Origin of the sequence: Brucella sp. 22210, assembly GCF_052045675.1 — a bacterium.
Lineage (GTDB): Bacteria > Pseudomonadota > Alphaproteobacteria > Rhizobiales > Rhizobiaceae > Brucella.
Genome location: NZ_JBQEPD010000005.1, coordinates 47,894 through 65,495, shown reverse-complemented (window position 1 = coordinate 65,495; position 17,602 = coordinate 47,894). Strand labels below are relative to the sequence as shown.

Genomic DNA, 17,602 nt, shown 5'->3' with positions numbered 1-17,602 from the left:
CTAAAACCTATATCAAATCGGTTTGCCGCATTTTGGAACATGCTTTTCGCTTTGCGGCCATTGGCCTAGGGCATTCAAGTGTGATAATGCGCCTCATCCAATAGCTTTTACCGGCTGACCCGGAGGGTGTGAAAATGTCTCAAGCCAACGCCGCCGCCAAGAATGCGTTTTCCGACGCTTTCTTCAATGCAAGCCTCGAGGACATCGATTCCGAAATTTTCGGTGCAATTCGCAACGAACTCGGTCGTCAGCGCCATGAAATCGAGCTGATCGCTTCGGAAAACATCGTCTCGCGCGCTGTTCTTGAAGCGCAGGGCTCCATCCTCACCAACAAATACGCCGAAGGCTATCCGGGCAAGCGCTATTATGGCGGCTGCCAGTATGTGGACGTGGTGGAAGAACTGGCGATCGAACGCGCCAAGAAGCTCTTCGGCTGCGAATTCGCCAATGTTCAGCCGAATTCCGGCAGCCAGATGAATCAGGCCGTGTTCCTGGCTCTGCTTCAGCCCGGCGACACCTTTATGGGTCTCGACCTCAATTCGGGTGGTCACCTGACGCACGGTTCGCCGGTCAACATGTCGGGCAAGTGGTTCAATGTCGTGTCTTATGGCGTCCGTCAGGATGACCATCTGCTGGATATGGACGAAGTGGCTCGTCTCGCCCGCGAAAACAAGCCAAAGCTGATTCTCGCTGGCGGCACTGCCTATTCGCGCGTCTGGGACTGGAAGCGTTTCCGTGAAATCGCCGATGAAGTCGGCGCTTATCTCATGGTCGATATGGCGCATATTGCCGGTCTGGTTGCCGGTGGCCAGCACCCGTCGCCAATCCCGCATGCCCATGTCTGCACGACGACGACGCACAAGTCCCTGCGCGGCCCGCGCGGCGGCATGATCCTGACCAACGACGCCGATCTGGCGAAGAAGTTCAATTCGGCTGTATTCCCCGGTCTTCAGGGCGGCCCGCTGATGCACGTCATCGCTGCTAAGGCGGTTGCCTTCGGTGAAGCGCTGAAGCCTGAATTCAAGCTTTATGCAAAGAACGTCGTCGACAATGCGCGCGCTCTCTCGGAAGAACTGAAGTCGCATGGCCTCGATATCGTTTCCGGCGGCACCGACAACCATCTGATGCTGGTTGATCTGCGTCCGAAGAACGCAACGGGCAAGCGTGCGGAAGCCGCTCTTGGCCGCGCCAACATCACCTGCAACAAGAACGGCATTCCGTTCGACCCTGAAAAGCCGTTCGTCACCTCCGGCGTTCGCCTCGGCACGCCAGCCGGTACCACGCGCGGCTTCGGCGTAACCGAATTCAAGGAAATCGGCTCGCTGATCGCTGAGGTTCTCGACGGTCTGAAGGTTGCTAATTCCGACGAAGGCAATGCCGCTGTCGAACAGGCTGTGAAGGAGAAGGTCGTCGCTCTGACCGACCGTTTCCCGATGTATGGCTATCAGGGATAATCAGCCCCTGAAAGAAGAGTATCGAAAGCCCCGTTCAACCTTGTTGAGCGGGGCTTTTTTGCCCGTCATATCCGGTGCGCCGCATTCGGTAGGTTGATTGGCGCAGATCAGCTATGATCTATAGGAATCAGTCTTCGAAGAGTTAAGTGAAAGAGTTCTATGCGTTGTCCCTATTGCCAATCTGAAGATACGCAAGTGAAGGATTCCCGTCCTGCGGAGGACGGTGCAGTTATTCGCAGGCGTCGTGTCTGTTCGGTCTGCGGCGGGCGCTTTACGACATTCGAACGCGTTCAGCTTCGTGATCTGATGGTCGTGAAGAAGAGCGGACGCCGCGTGCCTTTCGATCGTGACAAGCTGACCCGCTCTATTGAAGTGGCGCTGCGCAAGCGTGATGTTGACAGCGAGCGTATCGAGCGCGCGATTTCGGGTATTGTGCGCCAGCTCGAAAGTTCGGGTGAGGCGGAAGTGACGTCCGACGAGATCGGCCGTCTGGCAATGGATGCCCTCAAGGGTGTGGACGACATTGCCTATATCCGGTTTGCATCGGTCTACCGCAATTTCAGCAAGGCCGTCGATTTCCATAACGTGATCGATGAGCTGGGAGCCCCCGATTCCGAGGACGATCTGGATAGATAGGCATGACCGCACTGGAACTACCGCATTCGCAGGTGACCTCGGATGATATCCGCTTCATGGAAGCGACGATCCGTTATGCCCGCCGTCACAAGGGATTGACGGGAACAAATCCATCTGTCGGTACGCTGATCGTCAAGGACGGCGTCATTATCGGGCGCGGCGTCACGGCAGTTGGCGGCAGGCCGCATGCCGAACCGCAGGCACTTGCCGATGCGGGCGAGGCGGCGCGTGGCGCAACGGCCTATGTCACGCTGGAACCTTGCGCTCATCATGGTCGCACGCCGCCTTGTGCCGAAGCGCTGGTGCGTGCCGGTGTGGCCCGTGTTGTCGTAGCGGCCACTGATCCAGACGACCGGGTTAGCGGCAAGGGCTTTGCCATCCTGCGCGAAGCGGGCATTGAAGTGGTGCCGGGCGTCCTCGCTGAAAAGGCCGCCAATGATCTCGCAGGCTACTTGAATCGATCTTCCAGAAAACGCCCGGAAGTGATTCTGAAACTTGCACTTTCCGCCGATGGCATGATCGGTAAAAGAGGCGAAGGTCAGGTCCCGATTACCGGTCCGGTGTCACGCGCGCAGTCGCACATCTTACGGTCGCAAACCGATGTTATCCTGATTGGTATCGAAACAGCACTCGCTGACGATCCGGTTTTGAACTGTCGTCTGCCGGGGCTGGAACAACGCTCACCCATACGGGTTGTGCTGGATGGCGGGCTTCGTTTGCCCCTGTCATCCAAGCTGGTTCAATCGGCAGATGCGCAGCCGCTCTGGATCGCTTGCAGCGAAGAAGCATCGCCGGAACGGCGCTATGAGCTGAAGGCGGCGGGGTGCCGCATTCTGGCGACCGAGACAGATGACTGTCGAATTGCGTTGCCGGAGTTGATGGACGATCTTGCCGCGCAGGGGATTGGTTCTGTTCTTGTGGAAGGCGGCGCGGGCGTCGCAAAGAGCTTTCTGGATGAAAAGCTGGTTGACCGCCTGATCACCTTTCGCTCGCCAATAGAAATTGGTACTGCCGATGGGGTTGCCGTGCCCGGTCTTGAAACCCATATCGCAGAAGAATTCAAAATTCTCAGACAGGCGCGTTACGGTGACGATGCCTTTGCGGAATATGTAAGGAAGACTTGATGTTCACAGGCATAATTACCGATATCGGCAAGGTTGACCGGATCAAGCCGCTGAATGAAGGCGTGCTGCTGCGTATCGAAACCGTCTATGACCCAGAAACGATCGAGCTTGGCGCTTCGATTGCATGTTCCGGTGTTTGCCTGACTGTCGTTGCACTGCCGGAAAAGGGCACCAATGCCCGCTGGTTCGAAGTCGAGGCATGGGAAGAGGCTCTGCGTCTCACCACCATTTCCACCTGGGAAAATGGAACAAACATCAATCTGGAGCGCTCGCTGAAGCTTGGCGACGAAATGGGCGGACATCTCGTTTCCGGCCATGTCGATGGACAGGCCGAAATCGTTGAACGCAAGGACGAGGGCGACGCGGTGCGCTTTACCCTGCGTGCGCCGGAAGAACTGGCGCCATTCATCGCCCAGAAGGGTTCGGTCGCACTGGACGGCACGTCGCTGACGGTCAACGGTGTGCACGGTAATGAATTTGACGTTTTGCTCATCCGTCATTCGCTGGAAGTGACCACCTGGGGACAGCGAAAAGCGGGCGACAAGGTGAATATCGAGATCGACCAGCTCGCACGCTATGCGGCAAGGCTTGCGCAATATCGGAAATAGGCTTACAGCCTAAAATTCCAGGCTGTAAAAGCATATCCCGATTTGAGCGTTGACCGCAGGTGTTGCGGTCCGCAAAATTTGTCATGGAGTTTCTCATGTCCGATCACGAGGCGCATGCGCCGCATTTGCTTATTGTTGAAGCGCGTTTCTACGACGATCTAGCCGATGCGCTTCTTGATGGCGCAAAGGCAGCCCTTGACGATGCGGGCGTGACCTATGACGTCGTGACCGTACCGGGCGCGCTGGAAATTCCGGCTACCATTTCCTTCGCCCTCGACGGCGCAGACAATGGCGGCACCGACTATGACGGCTATGTCGCCCTTGGCACGGTTATCCGCGGCGAAACCTATCATTTCGACATCGTTGCAAACGAATCCTGCCGTGCGCTGACGGATCTCGCGGTTGAAGAAAGCCTTGCCATCGGCAATGGCATTCTGACCGTCGAAAATGACGAGCAGGCATGGGCGCGTGCGCGCCGTACTGACAAGGACAAGGGCGGTTTTGCTGCCCGCGCCGCACTGACCATGATTGACCTGCGTAAGAAATTCGGAGCCTGAATATTATGAGTTCTTCCGCAGAAGGTCGCCCGACACCAAACCTGCCGCGTACGGCGAACAAGCGTGGCGTTGCCCGCCTTGCGGCTGTACAGGCGCTCTACCAAATGGACGTTGCCGGTACGGGCGTGATGGAAGTGGTCGCAGAATACGAAGCCTTCCGCCTCGGCAAGGAAGTGGACGGCACGCAATATCTTGATGCCGATCCGCAATGGTTCCGCGCTATCGTTGCCGGTGTTGTGGACAGCCAGCTGAAGCTCGATCCGATGATCCATCAGGCGCTGACCGAAGACTGGCCGCTGTCGCGTCTTGATTCCACGCTGCGCGCGATCCTGCGCGCCGGTGCATGGGAACTGACGTCGCGCAATGATGTGCCGACCGCTGTGATTGTCTCGGAATATGTCGATATTGCCAAGGCTTTCTACACTGAAGACGAGCCAAAGCTTGTCAACGCGGTGCTCGACCGCCTTGCCTTCGTTATTCGTGGCGAAAGCCGTGGGGCCAAGCCGCGCCATTAGTAACGGCTTATAGATCAGGATAAGAATAGAAAGGGCTGTGAGAAATCACAGCCCTTCTTTCATTGTATGCTGGCAAAGAACGGCTTGACGTTTGTTCAACCGTTTCGCATGTTGGTCATGCGGCATTGAGAATGACCGACTACAAGGGAACTTTCTAATTATTTGATTTCAAGGTGTTAAGTTCCTGATGAACCATACCGTTGAAGCCCGGTAAGACGTGGTGGCTTCAGGCGCTTTCCATGCCGCTCTAATCGGCCCGGGGAGGGGTTTTCGGGCCTTCATGCGCATATGCCTGCCGTTAATTACCCAGTATCGGATGTTTATCTGAGGTCGATCTGACGGTAGCCGGCGCAAACTCAATAGGAGTTGGCCTTTATGCAAATGGGAGTGGCAGTTTTACTTCTCGTTATTGCCTGCGGCGTGGTTTCCGTTCTTTTCGCCTTCTGGTCGATCCGTTCGATCCTGGCGGCTGATCAGGGAACGCCGCGTATGCAGGAAATCGCTGGCGCCATCCGCGAAGGTGCGTCGGCCTATCTCACACGACAATATTCCACGATTGCGATTGTCGGTGTCGTTGTGTTTCTCGCCGCATGGTATTTGCTGTCGCTGAGCGCCGCCATCGGCTTTCTCATCGGCGCAATTCTGTCCGGTGTCACAGGCTTTATCGGGATGCATGTTTCGGTGCGCGCCAATGTGCGCACAGCACAGGCCGCTTCCTTAAGCCTGGCAGGCGGACTTGAAATGGCTTTCAAGTCCGGTGCCGTTACCGGCCTTCTGGTGGCCGGTCTCGCGCTGCTGGGCGTATCCGTCTACTATTTCATTCTCACTGTCTGGCTGGGCTATGCGCCCGCCGACCGCACGGTTATCGATGCACTGGTGGCGCTCGGCTTTGGCGCATCGCTGATTTCGATCTTTGCCCGTCTGGGCGGCGGTATCTTCACCAAGGGTGCGGATGTTGGCGGCGATCTGGTCGGCAAGGTTGAAGCGGGTATTCCGGAGGACGATCCGCGCAATCCGGCAACCATCGCCGACAATGTGGGCGATAATGTCGGCGACTGCGCCGGTATGGCGGCCGATCTGTTCGAGACTTACGCCGTTACCGTGGTCGCGACCATGGTTCTGGGTGCAATCTTCTTCAACGGTTCGGACGTGCTGCCAAGCGTCATGCTCTATCCGCTGCTGATCTGCGGAGCCTGCGTGATCACGTCGATTGCCGGTACGTTCTTCGTCAAGCTTGGCGTCAACGGCTCGATCATGGGCGCTCTCTATAAGGGCCTGATCGTAACGGGTCTCTTGTCCATAATCGGGCTTGGGGTTGCCAACACGCTGACGATTGGCTGGGGCGAAATCGGCACCGTGGCCGGTAAGAGCATCACCGGCACCAATCTGTTCATCTGCGGTCTGATCGGTCTCATTGTGACGGGCCTGATCGTGGTGATCACCGAATATTATACCGGCACCAACAAGCGCCCGGTGAATTCCATCGCGCAGGCTTCCGTGACGGGGCATGGCACGAATGTCATTCAGGGCCTTGCAGTTTCGCTGGAATCAACCGCATTGCCTGCCATCGTAATCGTTGGCGGCATTATCAGCACCTATCAGCTGGCAGGTCTCTTCGGCACGGCCATTGCGGTCACGGCCATGCTGGGCATTGCCGGGATGATTGTGGCGCTTGATGCTTTCGGTCCGGTGACAGACAATGCCGGTGGTATTGCGGAAATGGCCGGTCTTGATCCGGAAGTGCGCAAGTCCACGGATGCGCTGGATGCCGTGGGCAACACGACCAAGGCTGTGACCAAAGGCTACGCCATCGGTTCGGCAGGCTTGGGCGCTTTGGTGCTGTTCGCGGCCTATTCCAACGACCTTGCTTACTTCGCGGCCAACGGCCAGACCTATCCGTATTTCGCGGATATGGGACCGGTATCGTTCGATCTGTCCAATCCCTATGTGGTGGCAGGTCTGATCTTCGGCGGTCTGATTCCCTATCTGTTCGGCGGCATGGCCATGACGGCTGTGGGTCGCGCAGGCGGTGCGGTGGTGCAGGAAGTTCGTCGCCAGTTCAAGGAAAAGCCGGGCATCATGACCGGCAAGGAACGCCCGGACTATGCGCGCGCGGTCGATCTTCTGACCAAAGCGGCAATCCGTGAGATGATCATTCCGTCGCTTCTGCCGGTGCTGGCACCGCTTGTGGTTTATTTCGGCGTGCTGCTGATTTCAGGCTCCAAGGCCGCTGCTTTTGCAGCGCTTGGCGCATCGTTGCTCGGCGTCATCGTCAACGGGCTTTTCGTGGCCATTTCCATGACTTCCGGTGGCGGTGCATGGGACAATGCCAAGAAGAGCTTCGAGGACGGCTTTACCGACGCCGATGGTGTGAAGCACCTGAAGGGTTCGGAAGCACACAAGGCTTCGGTAACGGGCGATACGGTTGGCGATCCCTACAAGGATACCGCTGGTCCGGCCGTCAATCCGGCGATCAAGATCACCAATATCGTCGCACTTCTGCTGCTTGCAGTGCTGGCGCATATGGCTTGATCAGGTTCTGAAAGGTCCAAAATAAAAAAAACCCGCCGAGAGGCGGGTTTTCTTTTGAATTCGATCTTGCAGTGATTAGCTGCCGCCAGGTCCGCCTGCGCCAGCACCTGGCACGGAGGTCGGGGCCTTGGAAACGCCCTGAATAACCTGACCGAGGAAGGTCTGGTCCTTGCCGCCGGTTGGCGTGGTGCGCGATACGAAATCGAACAGCTTGCCGTCCTTCATGCCATAATTGGCAATGTGCTGAACCTTGCCGTCCTTGTCGAAATAGATCGCAAGAATCTGACGGTCGACCAGCTTTGGCTTCATGAACTGCGCCATGCGGTGGCGCTTCTGCGAAATGTAGTAGAACACTTCATTATCGAAGGTTGCGGTGGTCGATGGCGTGCCGAGCGCCAGCAGAACCTGCTCGCGGCTGGAGCCGACCGGTACCGAATCAAGTGCCTGCTGATCGAGCACATAGCCTTCGGTCAGCGTTTCGGACGGGTTCAGCGTGGATGCGGTGTTGCATCCGACCAGTGCGGCCGAAAACAGAATTGCCGTACCAGCCAGAAGAGCACGCTGCTTGCGTGCACCTGATGATGCGCCGGAACGCACAGTTGAGAAAATCCGCTGCAACAAAGACCTCTCCATAATTCTATTATCAGCGCGGCACTTTCGCCGTCGGGAGAACTTCGGTAAACCACCTTGCTTCTATATGCAACTGGAACGGTCGTACAGGGATGATTCTCCAACTTTTCCGCCGCAAATCGAAGGCCAATGAGGCTATCGTGCTCCGCGTGTACGAGGCGATCGTGGCAGCGGCGCGGCAAAAACGGTTTTATGCACAATTTCATGTGCCGGATACGCCACTTGGCCGGTATGAGATGTTGTCGGTGCATATTTTCCTGACACTGCACCGTATGCGCGGTGACAATCAGGCTCTGATGGCGCTTGCTCAGGAAGTGGCCGACGAGTTTTTCAAGGATGTCGATCACTCGCTGCGCGAATTAGGAATCGGCGATCAGGGCGTTCCAAAACGCATGAAAAAACTCGCCCGCATGTTTTATGGCCGTGTGGCGACCTATGGTGCGGCGCTCGATACCGATGATGCGGAGGCGCTTGCCGCCGCATTGACGCGAAATATTAGGCCCGATCTGGAATTCTGGCCACAAGCTCGCCATTTAGGCGAATATGTTCTGCGTTGTCGCGACCGATTGCGGGCAATCGACGATAGTACACTGGTGGCTGGCGAGATTTCCTTTATGGATGCCGACGATCTGGCGCTGACGCATGACAATACCGAAGAGGCAAAACAAAATGACTGATAAACCGGCGCTGAGCTATCCCGTTCCGGTTCTGCACCTGCCCCAGAAGGGCGTGACAGTAACAATCGGCACCGATGAGAAAGAGCGCGCTCAGCTCGCCGCCAGCCATGCGCTTGAGGCGGTGAATTCGTTTTCGGCCGAATTTCTGCTGACGCCGTGGAAAAAGGACGGCATCCGCGTGCGCGGACGCATTGATGCGGAGATCGTGCAGGCCTGCGTCACCACGCTGGAACCGTTGACCAATGTGATTGCAGAAGAAGTCGACACGATTTTCGTTCCGGAAAATTCGCGTCTGGCCCGCGTTCAGCTCGATGAGAGCGGCGAAATGCTGCTCGATGCCGATGGTGCCGATAGTCCGGAAACCTTTGTCGGTGACCGGATCGACGTCGGTGTGGTTGCGGAAGAGTTTTTCGAACTGGCAATCGATCCTTATCCGCGCAAGCCCGGTCTGCCGGACGATGCCGAACCCCAGGTTTTTGGGGATGCGGATGATGAGGATGACAAGCCAGAGTCGCCCTTCGCAAAGCTTTCGGAATGGCACAAGAAGCCGTGATCAACGGTGATTTGCGACGAGTTTGAGAAAATATTGTTGTACGGCAACGTAAAACCACTATTTTCGCCAAAAAAGCCCTGCCGCGTCTTGAGCGCGGCCCGGGAGCAGGGATCGAACAGGAATAATCAAGAGTGGTAAAAATATCGATTGACGCGATGGGCGGTGATTTCGGTCCTGAAGTGGTCGTCCCCGGCGCGGCAAAGGCGCTTGAGCGCCATCCCGACATGCGTTTTATCTTTTTCGGTCTGGCCGGACAGGTCGAGCCGGTGTTGGCGCGCTTTCCGAAGTTGCAGGCCGCATCCGAGTTTCGTGCCTGTGAAGTTTCCATTGGTATGGACGACAAGCCCAGCCAGGCTCTGCGCAACGGGCGCGGCAAGTCCACGATGTGGAAGGCCATTGAGGCCGTGAAGACCGGCGAAGCCGATGCCTGTGTTTCTGCAGGCAATACGGGCGCACTCATGGCCATGTCGAAATTCTGCCTGCGGATGATGTCGGATGTTGAACGTCCGGCGCTTGCGGGCATCTGGCCGACGTTGCGTGGTGAAAGCATTGTGCTGGATGTCGGCGCGACGATCGGCGCCGATGCGCGCCAGCTGGTCGATTACGCCGTGATGGGCGCTGGCATGGCGCGCGCGCTGTTTGAAGTGCGCAAGCCGACGGTTGGCCTGCTGAATGTCGGCACGGAAGAGGTCAAGGGTCTCGACGAGATCAAGGAAGCCGGTCAGATCCTGCGCGATACACCGCTGGACGGTCTGGCATATTCCGGCTTCGTGGAAGGCAACGACATCGGCAAAGGTAGCGTCGATGTCGTGGTGACCGAAGGGTTCACCGGCAATATTGCTCTTAAAGCTGCCGAAGGCACGGCGCGTCAGATGGCGACATTGCTCCGCCAGGCCATGACCCGCACTTTGCTGGCCAAGATCGGCTATGTCTTTGCCAAGGGCGCTTTTGATCGCCTGCGCGAAAAGATGGACCCGAACAAGGTCAATGGCGGTGTGTTCCTTGGCTTGAGCGGCATCGTCATCAAGAGCCATGGCGGCGCGAATGCTGAAGGCTTCTGCTCGGCGGTTGAAGTGGGCTACGACATGGTGCGCAATCGTCTTCTGGAAAAGATTGAAGCCGATTTGGCGCATTTTCACCACAGTCACCCGCATGTTTCGTCCAGTGAAGGCGGCGAAGCGGCCAAATAATTATTTGCCCCTCCAGTGGGCGCGGATTTCGACGGTGCGGGCAACAGCCTCGTTCCGTTCGTATATGAGGACAGGAATAAAAAATGATACGATCTGTCGTGCGGGGTATCGGTTCGGCATTGCCGAAGCGGGTCATGAAAAACACCGACTTTGAGGGTGTCATAGAGACCTCGGACGAATGGATCGTGCAGCGCACGGGCATTCGCGAACGCCATATTGCCGGCGATGACGAAACCACGGTTTCGCTGGGCGCAGCCGCCGCGCGTGCGGCAATCGAAAATGCAGGATTGCAGCCATCGGATATCGATCTTGTTCTGGTCGCCACCTCGACGCCGAACAACACATTCCCGGCCAGCGCTGTGGAAATCCAGCGCGAGCTTGGCATCACTTCGGGCTTTGCTTTCGACATGCAGGCTGTGTGCAGCGGCTTTATCTATGCCATCACGACAGCCGATCTTTATATTCGCGGCGGCATGGCCGAGCGCGTTCTGGTCATCGGCGCGGAAACTTTCTCGCGTATTCTCGACTGGACCGACCGCACGACCTGCGTTCTGTTTGGCGACGGCGCAGGCGCTGTGGTGCTGGAAGCTGCCGAAGGCAAGGGTCTGACCTCGGACCGTGGCGTTCTGGCTGCAAATCTGCGCTCGGACGGCAGCCACAAGGAAAAGCTCTATGTGGATGGCGGCCCTTCGACGACGCAAACTGTTGGCCACCTGCGCATGGAAGGCCGTGAAGTCTTCAAGCACGCTGTGGGCATGATCACCGACGTTATTGAAGCTTCTTTCGCGGAAACGGGCCTTACAGCAGACGATATCGACTGGTTTGTGCCGCATCAGGCCAACAAGCGCATCATCGACGCTTCGGCCAAGAAGCTGAATATCGCCGAGAGCAAGGTCGTCATTACTGTTGACCGGCACGGCAACACTTCAGCTGCATCGGTGCCGCTGGCGCTGGCGACAGCTGTTGCGGATGGCCGGATCAAGAAGGGCGATCTGGTCCTTCTCGAAGCCATGGGTGGCGGATTTACATGGGGTGCGGTTTTGCTGCGCTGGTAAGCCAATTGCCCCAAAATGAGGGCGCTCTGTCACGTTGGAAATCGGATCAGAAAAGAAAAGCAATAAAATTGATCCGCCGCGAGGGAACTCGCGGCTTGACCGAGCCGCTTTTATTTGTGTAACGTCCTGTCACGTAAGGATATTATCTGTTCAAACGCTAACCAGGTGGGTTCGGTTATGGGAGGTAAAACGGTCACGCGGGCTGATCTGGCAGAGGCTGTTTACCGTAAGGTCGGTCTTTCCAGAACGGAGTCGGCGGCTTTGGTCGAGATGATTCTCGACGAGGTCTGTGACGCAATCGTCAATGGCGAAACAGTGAAGCTGTCGTCATTTGCCACTTTTCAGGTCCGCGACAAGAACGAGCGTATCGGTCGCAATCCGAAGACCGGCGAAGAAGTACCAATTCTTCCGCGACGCGTGATGACCTTCAAGGCTTCCAATGTTCTCAAGCAGCGTATTCTGCAGGAACATCAGAAGCGCGAAACCAAGAGCAAATAATACGGATCGATGCCGCCCCAGTTTCCTCGGGCGGCATTTGTTTTTTCAGCTCGGGTGCAAAAGGCAGCGGTTTGCGCGTTCTGGCGCATAGCGCGTAATGACGGGTTCACGCTGCCGTCTCACTTCACTTACTCGCGGTTCGGTGGTCTGCTTCGCTGCAAGGTGGGGCAGCTTTGCGCATTTAAACTGGGGTGAGTTTGTATTTAAGGACTGTCTACTGTGCCTCACCCATGTGAAGGGATGCGTATAAAGCTCTGATATTATATAATGGATATAGTGGAACGAATCATTTCGCTAATATTCGAATCCGAGAGCGCATAGGCTTTTCGGAAAGAGTTTCAGCGTGAAACGCCATCGGGTTTCAATCGGCGTTCGGACAGTATAAGTAGGCCACGGTTTTTGAAAAACTGGTGGCATTCCGCCTTATTGTCACTGTCTGCGTATCGTGCGGACCGCAAGGGGAATTTCAAAGCCTATACGGGTCGCTCGGTGAGCGGGCCGTTGCTGCTGGAAAGGGCAGGTGGATGGACAAGAGCCCTGATGCATTCAGGACGATCAGTGAAGTTGCGGAGGATCTCGATCTTCCCCAGCATGTGCTGCGTTTCTGGGAAACGCGCTTTACACAGATCAAGCCGATGAAGCGTGGCGGCGGTCGCCGCTATTATCGTCCAATCGATGTCGAGCTGCTCAAGGGCATTCGTCATCTGCTCTACGATCAAGGCTATACGATCAAGGGTGTGCAGCGTCTGCTGCGCGAAAACAATCCACAGTTCATCATTGCTCTCGGCAATGGCGATGTGCAGGCCATTGAAGTCATTACGCGCCAGAAACAGGCCGCGGCTGACAAGCGTGCGGCCGAAGAAGCTGCCGATAATGAAATGGCCCTGCCAAGCGGCATCAAGGCCCCGCAGCCCTCGCGCAAGCTGTTCGGTTTGTTGAAGGGCGAAGATGACGGCCCCATTGGCGCCGATGGCAAGCGCCCGTCCAAGGACAATCGCTCGCTTTTGCAGGAAGCGCTTTTCGATCTTCTGGAATGCAAGCGATTGCTGGATCAGGTGCGCTAGAGCATTTCCAGCAAAAGTGCGAAGCGGTTTTGCGTAGGATAATGCGTGAAAACAAATGGATAGAGCGGTTCCGACGATTCTGTTAAAACAGGAACCGCTCTTGGCCAAGCGGAAAGTGAGAAGGGAGGCTGGAGCCTCCCTTCTTTTTATCGTCAGCTGGACGAGAGTTTCAGTCCGATGATGCCCGCGAGGATGAGCATAACGCTTGCAACGCGGAAGAAACTTGCAGCTTCCCCAAGAATGAAGATGCCGACGACGAAAGCGCCGACCGCGCCGATGCCGGTCCAGATCGCATAGGCCGTGCCAAGAGGCAGGCTGCGCATGGCGATTGAAAGCAGCAGAAAACTGCCGATCATCGTGACCAGTGTGATGATGCTGGGCGTCAGAAGGGAGAAGCCTTCCGACTTCTTCATGAAGAATGCCCAGACGACTTCAAGGATGCCGGCGATAGCCAGATAGACCCATGCCATTGTGAGTGCTCCATATTTGGAAATGGGTAAAATCAGAGACTTAGACTGTTTCGATGAATCAGTTTCTAAAGGTCAGATGTGGTTCGCGCTGCCTGTTGCGAGAACGTGAAGCGCACGAAATCGCCAAGGCTGGCCGCGTGGCCGCCAATAAGTCTGGACCTGACGATATGTTTGGTGGCGAATTGTTCGATTGGCCGTGACATAGGATACTCCTATGGGGCCGTCCCCTATGCGAACACAGGCACGGGTCGTCCCGCGCGCCATTTAAATAAGGTCTTAGCTGGGTTGTGGCAAGGTGCATAAGGATATTCTTGCCAACATAAACTTGATCACCACAGTCGTAGATCGGCGGCTATTTTCGGTTATCCTGTCATTCTTACTCACAATTATGCCGGGAGATCGATCGATGACCATCTCAAGACGTAATTTTATTGTTGCAGCATCTGCTGCCAGTGCGGGGATGGCGCTTTCGCCGCTGGACCTCGCAAGAGCAGCAGCCGACACGGGCAGTTCCAACGTGCAAAAGCCGTCACAAGTTGAAAATCCGGGTTTCCATCGCTTCCAGCTCGGTGAATTTGAAATCACCACACTGTCCGATGGACGCCGGGCAAGTGAAGCGCCCGAGAAAACCTATGCGATCGATCAGGATCCGAAGGAAGTCGCAGCGCTGCTTGAACAGAACATGCTGCCTGCCGACCGGTTCGTGAACAGCTTTACGCCGGTGCTGATCAACACCGGCAAGGACCTTGTCCTTTTCGATACGGGCATGGGCGCTGGCGCACGCACAAACGGGCAGGGGAAGCTTATCAGTGCACTGGAAGCGTCGGGTTACAAGGCCTCGGATGTTTCGCTCGTGGTGCTCAGCCATTTCCATGGCGATCACATTGGCGGCCTGATGGAAGATGGTAAGCCTGCCTTCGCCAATGCCCGTTACGCTGCTGGGCAGAAAGAGTTCAATTTCTGGACCGACCCCGCGCGGCTGGACAGCACGATGAAGGGCGGTGCCGAGCTTGTCGGCAAGAACGTGAAGCCACTGGTCGAGAAGACGACGTTTCTGGAAGACAACAGCGAAGTCGTCTCAGGCATTCACGCTCTCGCAGCGTTCGGGCACACACCCGGCCATTTGATATTCCGCGTCGAATCCGGCGGCAAACAGTTGATGCTGATTTCCGACACCGCCAATCATTTTGTCATCACGTTACAACGGCCCGAATGGCATGTGGCCTTCGATGTGGACAAGGAGACCGCCGTCACGACGCGCAAGCGCGTCTTCGACATGCTGGCGACCGAACGGCTGCCGTTCTCGGCTATCACATGCCGTTCCCGTCAGTGGCCTATCTTGAGAAGGATGGCGCGGGCTACCGCTATACGCCTGAGACGTACCAGCTTCAGGATAAGTAGTCCCGTTCAGCGTCCGCCTGCGACATCGATAAACGAGCCGGTGGTGTAGCCGGGGGCGTCGTTGAGCAGCCAATAGATGGCTTCAGCGACCTCTTCGGCTTTTCCGGCTCGTCCCATCGGGGTTCCGGCACCCAGCTGTACCGCCCGGTCGGGATTGCCCCCGCTGGCGTGGATTTCCGTTTCGATCAGTCCGGGGCGGACCGCATTGACGCGGATGCCCTTGGGCGCAAGCTCACGCGACAGGCCGATGGTCAGAGTGTCGAGCGCGCCCTTGGCACCCGCATAATCGACATATTCGAACGGCGAGCCGAGCTTTGCCGCCATCGAGGAAACGATGACGATGGAACCGCCTGGCTGAAGGCGACGCGCCGCTTCGCGTGCGCAGAGATAGGTGCCGTAGACATTGACATCGAACATGGTGCGCAGGCGCTCTGCACTCATGTCGGCGAGCGGCATGGTCTGCGCGACGATGCCTGCATTGAGCACGACGCCGTGTAACTCGCCGAACTCCTGCTCTGCGTCGTTATAGATGGAAAGCACATCTTCTTCGCGGGAAATATCGCCTTGCAGGGCGATGGCTTTAGCACCTGCGCACTTCAAGCTGTCGGTGGTTTCCGCTGCGGCTGCGGCGTTTCCTGCATAATTGAGGGCTATCGACCAGCCGTCTGCTGCACATCGCAACGCTGTTGCCTTGCCGATGCCGCGGCTGCCGCCGGTGATCAGAACGTTTTTCAAGCTTGCACTCCTCCGCATGTTTCATGGTGGAGTTAAAACGTTTTGACGCTCCCCGCAAAGCGGAGATTGTGAATAGAAAACAATAAGGGGAAGGGAAAATGGTCGGAGCGGCGGGATTCGAACCCACGACCCCTTGACCCCCAGTCAAGTGCGCTACCGGGCTGCGCTACGCTCCGAGCCGGGGAAAGCCTTAGAATGCAAAGGAATTTTCCGCAAGCCCTAAAAGTGGCGAAATGGCAAAATGCGCACATTTGATCTTGGGAAAACTACCAGTGTCGCTATGTCCGCGGTGCCAGCAGGATGATGCAGGTACCCGCCAGAGCCACGCAGGCGCCGGTGATATCCCAGCGGTCCGGTTTTGCGCCTTCGGCAACCCATATCCACACAATGGACGCGACAATATAGATGCCGCCATAGGCCGCATAGGCGCGGCCTGCCGTGTCGCTCTCAATCAGCGTCAGGAAATAGGCGAAGAGCGCCAGCGACGCCATGCCGGGTATAAGCCAGAGCGGCGACTTGTCGAGTTTCAGCCAGGCCCAGAAAGCAAAACAACCGGCGATTTCGCAGATTGCGGCGGCAGCATAGATGATGAACTGCACGATAGCTCCTATGCACGTGCCTGCTGGCGGGCGATTGGCGCGGTAGCGCGGGACATGCCTGTCTGACGCCGGTATTTATATTCAAGACCGGCGCAACCCCAGATGATCCCGAACAGCAGATAGAAATGCCGCCAATGGTCCGTATCGATGACATTGCCGATCAGCACGTGTCCCAGATAGGTGGCATAAGCGCAGAGTAGAAAGGGCTGCCACGGTCTGTTGCGGAACAGCAGGCGAAAGCCGATGCCAAGCGTCATGAAGGTCAGCGTGACGAAGGCTGTAAAGCCGATCCAGCCATAATCGAGTGCGGCTTTGAGCCAGTTATTATGCGTGTCCTCGCCGAACATCGGGCCGAATTCCAGCGGCCCGATACCGAGTGGATGTTGCGTGGCAAGCACCATGCCATACCAGTGACGGGCAAAGCGTCCCATGCGGTCGGCGTCATAGCTTTGTTCGAGTTGCGCACGTTGCAGAAAGAAATCGCCGATGCCGGGGATTTCAATGAGGATCAGCAATCCCACCGCTACAGCGGCAACTGCAAGCAATGCAATCAGGATCAGGCGTAAGCGAAAGCGGTTATTGCTGGCTTGCAGACACAGGGTAAGCAGGATCACCAAGCAGGCGAGGGGCACCATGGCCCAGGCTGCGCGTGAAAACGAGAACAGGACACCGAGCGTCAGGATGGCGGCGGCAGGCAGATAGACCAGCATATCGCGCGCGCGTCCGGTCAGAATGCGGTAGACGGCCCAGCTCAGCGGCAGGATGAGGAACGGGCCAAACACGTTCGGGTCCTGAAAAGCGCCCTTGGCGCGACCGTAGCGCGTGAAGAGGTCTGCTCCGGGGACGAGGTTGAGATAGCCCACAATGCCAAGAATTGCGGCTATCAGACCGACGAACAAATAGGCTTTGAAGATCGTTTGCAGCCGTCGATAATCCATCTCGATTATTGCGGCGAAGAAAACCGACGTGAAAGCGAGAAAAAGCGAGACGGCTATATAGAGCGGGGCTGTTTTCAGGTCGGCCATCTGCAAGGTCGAGATGACACCGCCGAAGTTGAACACCGCAAGGATCGCCAGAAGAACAAGGTTGGTTCGGCTCAGGCGAAGCCCGAACAGCAGCGCAACGGCAATCAACCCCGCCATATAGACTTCATAAGGGGCTGGCTCACTGAGCACGAATCCCAGCAGAAAGACCCCGAAGCCCACCGCAAAATTGACGATCAGGCGGTTCAGCGCCCGGCGCTGATGCACTGTCGCGCCAGTATTGGACGCGGAATTGTGCATCGGCGCAACTATGGACGCAGC

The 17,602-nt window shown here is 56.9% G+C and carries 19 protein-coding genes, 1 tRNA gene and 1 pseudogene; 14 read left to right on the top strand and 7 right to left on the bottom strand.

The genetic code is table 11. From position 1 onward, the window contains the following. Positions 1 to 134 precede the first annotated feature (134 nt). The 7 genes from glyA (at position 135) to ACTJKP_RS08830 (ending at position 7,426) form a co-directional block, all read left to right on the top strand. Entirely contained in the window at positions 135 to 1,454 is a 1,320-nt protein-coding gene (glyA, locus tag ACTJKP_RS08860; protein WP_078340501.1) for a serine hydroxymethyltransferase, read from the top strand. 159 nt (positions 1,455 to 1,613) lie between these two features. Continuing rightward, on the top strand, positions 1,614 to 2,090 hold the full coding sequence (gene nrdR / locus ACTJKP_RS08855) for a transcriptional regulator NrdR (RefSeq protein WP_078340502.1): 477 nt from the start codon (positions 1,614 to 1,616) through the stop codon (positions 2,088 to 2,090). Positions 2,091 to 2,092: 2 nt separating this feature from the next. Further along, positions 2,093 to 3,214, top strand: coding sequence for a bifunctional diaminohydroxyphosphoribosylaminopyrimidine deaminase/5-amino-6-(5-phosphoribosylamino)uracil reductase RibD (gene ribD / locus ACTJKP_RS08850; protein ID WP_440630370.1), 1,122 nt, complete (start codon positions 2,093 to 2,095; stop codon positions 3,212 to 3,214). Next, entirely contained in the window at positions 3,214 to 3,822 is a 609-nt protein-coding gene (locus ACTJKP_RS08845) for a riboflavin synthase (RefSeq protein ID WP_280991928.1), read from the top strand. The genes ribD and ACTJKP_RS08845 overlap by 1 nt, the downstream gene beginning before the upstream one ends. A gap of 95 nt (positions 3,823 to 3,917) precedes the next feature. Next, on the top strand, positions 3,918 to 4,379 hold the full coding sequence (locus ACTJKP_RS08840; protein WP_440630369.1) for a 6,7-dimethyl-8-ribityllumazine synthase: 462 nt from the start codon (positions 3,918 to 3,920) through the stop codon (positions 4,377 to 4,379). A gap of 5 nt (positions 4,380 to 4,384) precedes the next feature. Further along, positions 4,385 to 4,894, top strand: coding sequence for a transcription antitermination factor NusB (nusB, locus tag ACTJKP_RS08835; protein ID WP_078340505.1), 510 nt, complete (start codon positions 4,385 to 4,387; stop codon positions 4,892 to 4,894). Between the two features lie 375 nt (positions 4,895 to 5,269). Next, positions 5,270 to 7,426 carry a sodium-translocating pyrophosphatase gene (locus ACTJKP_RS08830; protein ID WP_151591227.1) on the top strand — a complete coding sequence of 719 codons (2,157 nt, stop codon included), beginning with the start codon at positions 5,270 to 5,272 and terminating at the stop codon, positions 7,424 to 7,426. Between the two features lie 75 nt (positions 7,427 to 7,501). Here the strand turns inward: ACTJKP_RS08830 and ACTJKP_RS08825 are convergent, their stop codons facing one another. Next, on the bottom strand, positions 7,502 to 8,059 hold the full coding sequence (locus tag ACTJKP_RS08825; protein ID WP_078340507.1) for an outer membrane protein assembly factor BamE: 558 nt from the start codon (positions 8,057 to 8,059) through the stop codon (positions 7,502 to 7,504). 89 nt (positions 8,060 to 8,148) lie between these two features. On the opposite strand from ACTJKP_RS08825, the gene ACTJKP_RS08820 reads away from it, so the two are divergent. The 6 genes from ACTJKP_RS08820 (at position 8,149) to ACTJKP_RS08795 (ending at position 13,093) form a co-directional block, all read left to right on the top strand. Beyond that, positions 8,149 to 8,733 (top strand): ubiquinol-cytochrome C chaperone family protein, encoded by a 585-nt coding sequence (locus tag ACTJKP_RS08820; protein ID WP_078340508.1) that lies wholly within the window; start codon positions 8,149 to 8,151, stop codon positions 8,731 to 8,733. Then, positions 8,726 to 9,286 (top strand): YceD family protein, encoded by a 561-nt coding sequence (locus ACTJKP_RS08815; RefSeq protein ID WP_440630368.1) that lies wholly within the window; start codon positions 8,726 to 8,728, stop codon positions 9,284 to 9,286. Before ACTJKP_RS08820 ends, ACTJKP_RS08815 begins: the two co-directional genes overlap by 8 nt. Positions 9,287 to 9,417: 131 nt before the next feature. After that, positions 9,418 to 10,476 carry a phosphate acyltransferase PlsX gene (gene plsX, locus ACTJKP_RS08810; RefSeq protein WP_113533931.1) on the top strand — a complete coding sequence of 353 codons (1,059 nt, stop codon included), beginning with the start codon at positions 9,418 to 9,420 and terminating at the stop codon, positions 10,474 to 10,476. An 83-nt stretch (positions 10,477 to 10,559) separates the two neighbouring features. Next, positions 10,560 to 11,531, top strand: coding sequence for a beta-ketoacyl-ACP synthase III (locus tag ACTJKP_RS08805; protein WP_078340511.1), 972 nt, complete (start codon positions 10,560 to 10,562; stop codon positions 11,529 to 11,531). 177 nt (positions 11,532 to 11,708) lie between these two features. Then, positions 11,709 to 12,029 carry an integration host factor subunit alpha gene (locus ACTJKP_RS08800; protein WP_078340512.1) on the top strand — a complete coding sequence of 107 codons (321 nt, stop codon included), beginning with the start codon at positions 11,709 to 11,711 and terminating at the stop codon, positions 12,027 to 12,029. A 524-nt stretch (positions 12,030 to 12,553) separates the two neighbouring features. Beyond that, positions 12,554 to 13,093 (top strand): MerR family transcriptional regulator, encoded by a 540-nt coding sequence (locus ACTJKP_RS08795; protein WP_138785870.1) that lies wholly within the window; start codon positions 12,554 to 12,556, stop codon positions 13,091 to 13,093. Between the two features lie 152 nt (positions 13,094 to 13,245). Here ACTJKP_RS08795 and sugE read toward each other — a convergent pair whose 3' ends face one another. Both sugE and ACTJKP_RS08785 read right to left on the bottom strand, forming a co-directional pair. After that, positions 13,246 to 13,563, bottom strand: a complete 318-nt coding sequence (sugE, locus tag ACTJKP_RS08790; RefSeq protein ID WP_078340514.1) for a quaternary ammonium compound efflux SMR transporter SugE — start codon at positions 13,561 to 13,563, stop codon at positions 13,246 to 13,248. 65 nt (positions 13,564 to 13,628) lie between these two features. Beyond that, complete coding sequence (locus ACTJKP_RS08785; protein WP_440630367.1) at positions 13,629 to 13,766, bottom strand: hypothetical protein; 138 nt, start codon at positions 13,764 to 13,766, stop codon at positions 13,629 to 13,631. Between the two features lie 203 nt (positions 13,767 to 13,969). On the opposite strand from ACTJKP_RS08785, the pseudogene ACTJKP_RS08780 reads away from it, so the two are divergent. Continuing rightward, positions 13,970 to 14,964: pseudogene (locus ACTJKP_RS08780) on the top strand (MBL fold metallo-hydrolase). 6 nt (positions 14,965 to 14,970) lie between these two features. Here the strand turns inward: ACTJKP_RS08780 and ACTJKP_RS08775 are convergent. From ACTJKP_RS08775 to ACTJKP_RS08760, 4 genes are all read right to left on the bottom strand, one after another. Beyond that, complete coding sequence (locus tag ACTJKP_RS08775; protein WP_440630366.1) at positions 14,971 to 15,699, bottom strand: SDR family oxidoreductase; 729 nt, start codon at positions 15,697 to 15,699, stop codon at positions 14,971 to 14,973. Between the two features lie 99 nt (positions 15,700 to 15,798). Next, a tRNA-Pro gene (locus ACTJKP_RS08770) sits at positions 15,799 to 15,875 on the bottom strand. A 102-nt stretch (positions 15,876 to 15,977) separates the two neighbouring features. Next, positions 15,978 to 16,298, bottom strand: coding sequence for a YnfA family protein (locus tag ACTJKP_RS08765; protein WP_078340517.1), 321 nt, complete (start codon positions 16,296 to 16,298; stop codon positions 15,978 to 15,980). Between the two features lie 8 nt (positions 16,299 to 16,306). After that, the gene (locus ACTJKP_RS08760; protein WP_440630492.1) at positions 16,307 to 17,581 is read right to left on the bottom strand and encodes an O-antigen ligase family protein; all 1,275 of its coding nucleotides are present in this window, start codon (positions 17,579 to 17,581) and stop codon (positions 16,307 to 16,309) included. Positions 17,582 to 17,602: the final 21 nt, after the last annotated feature.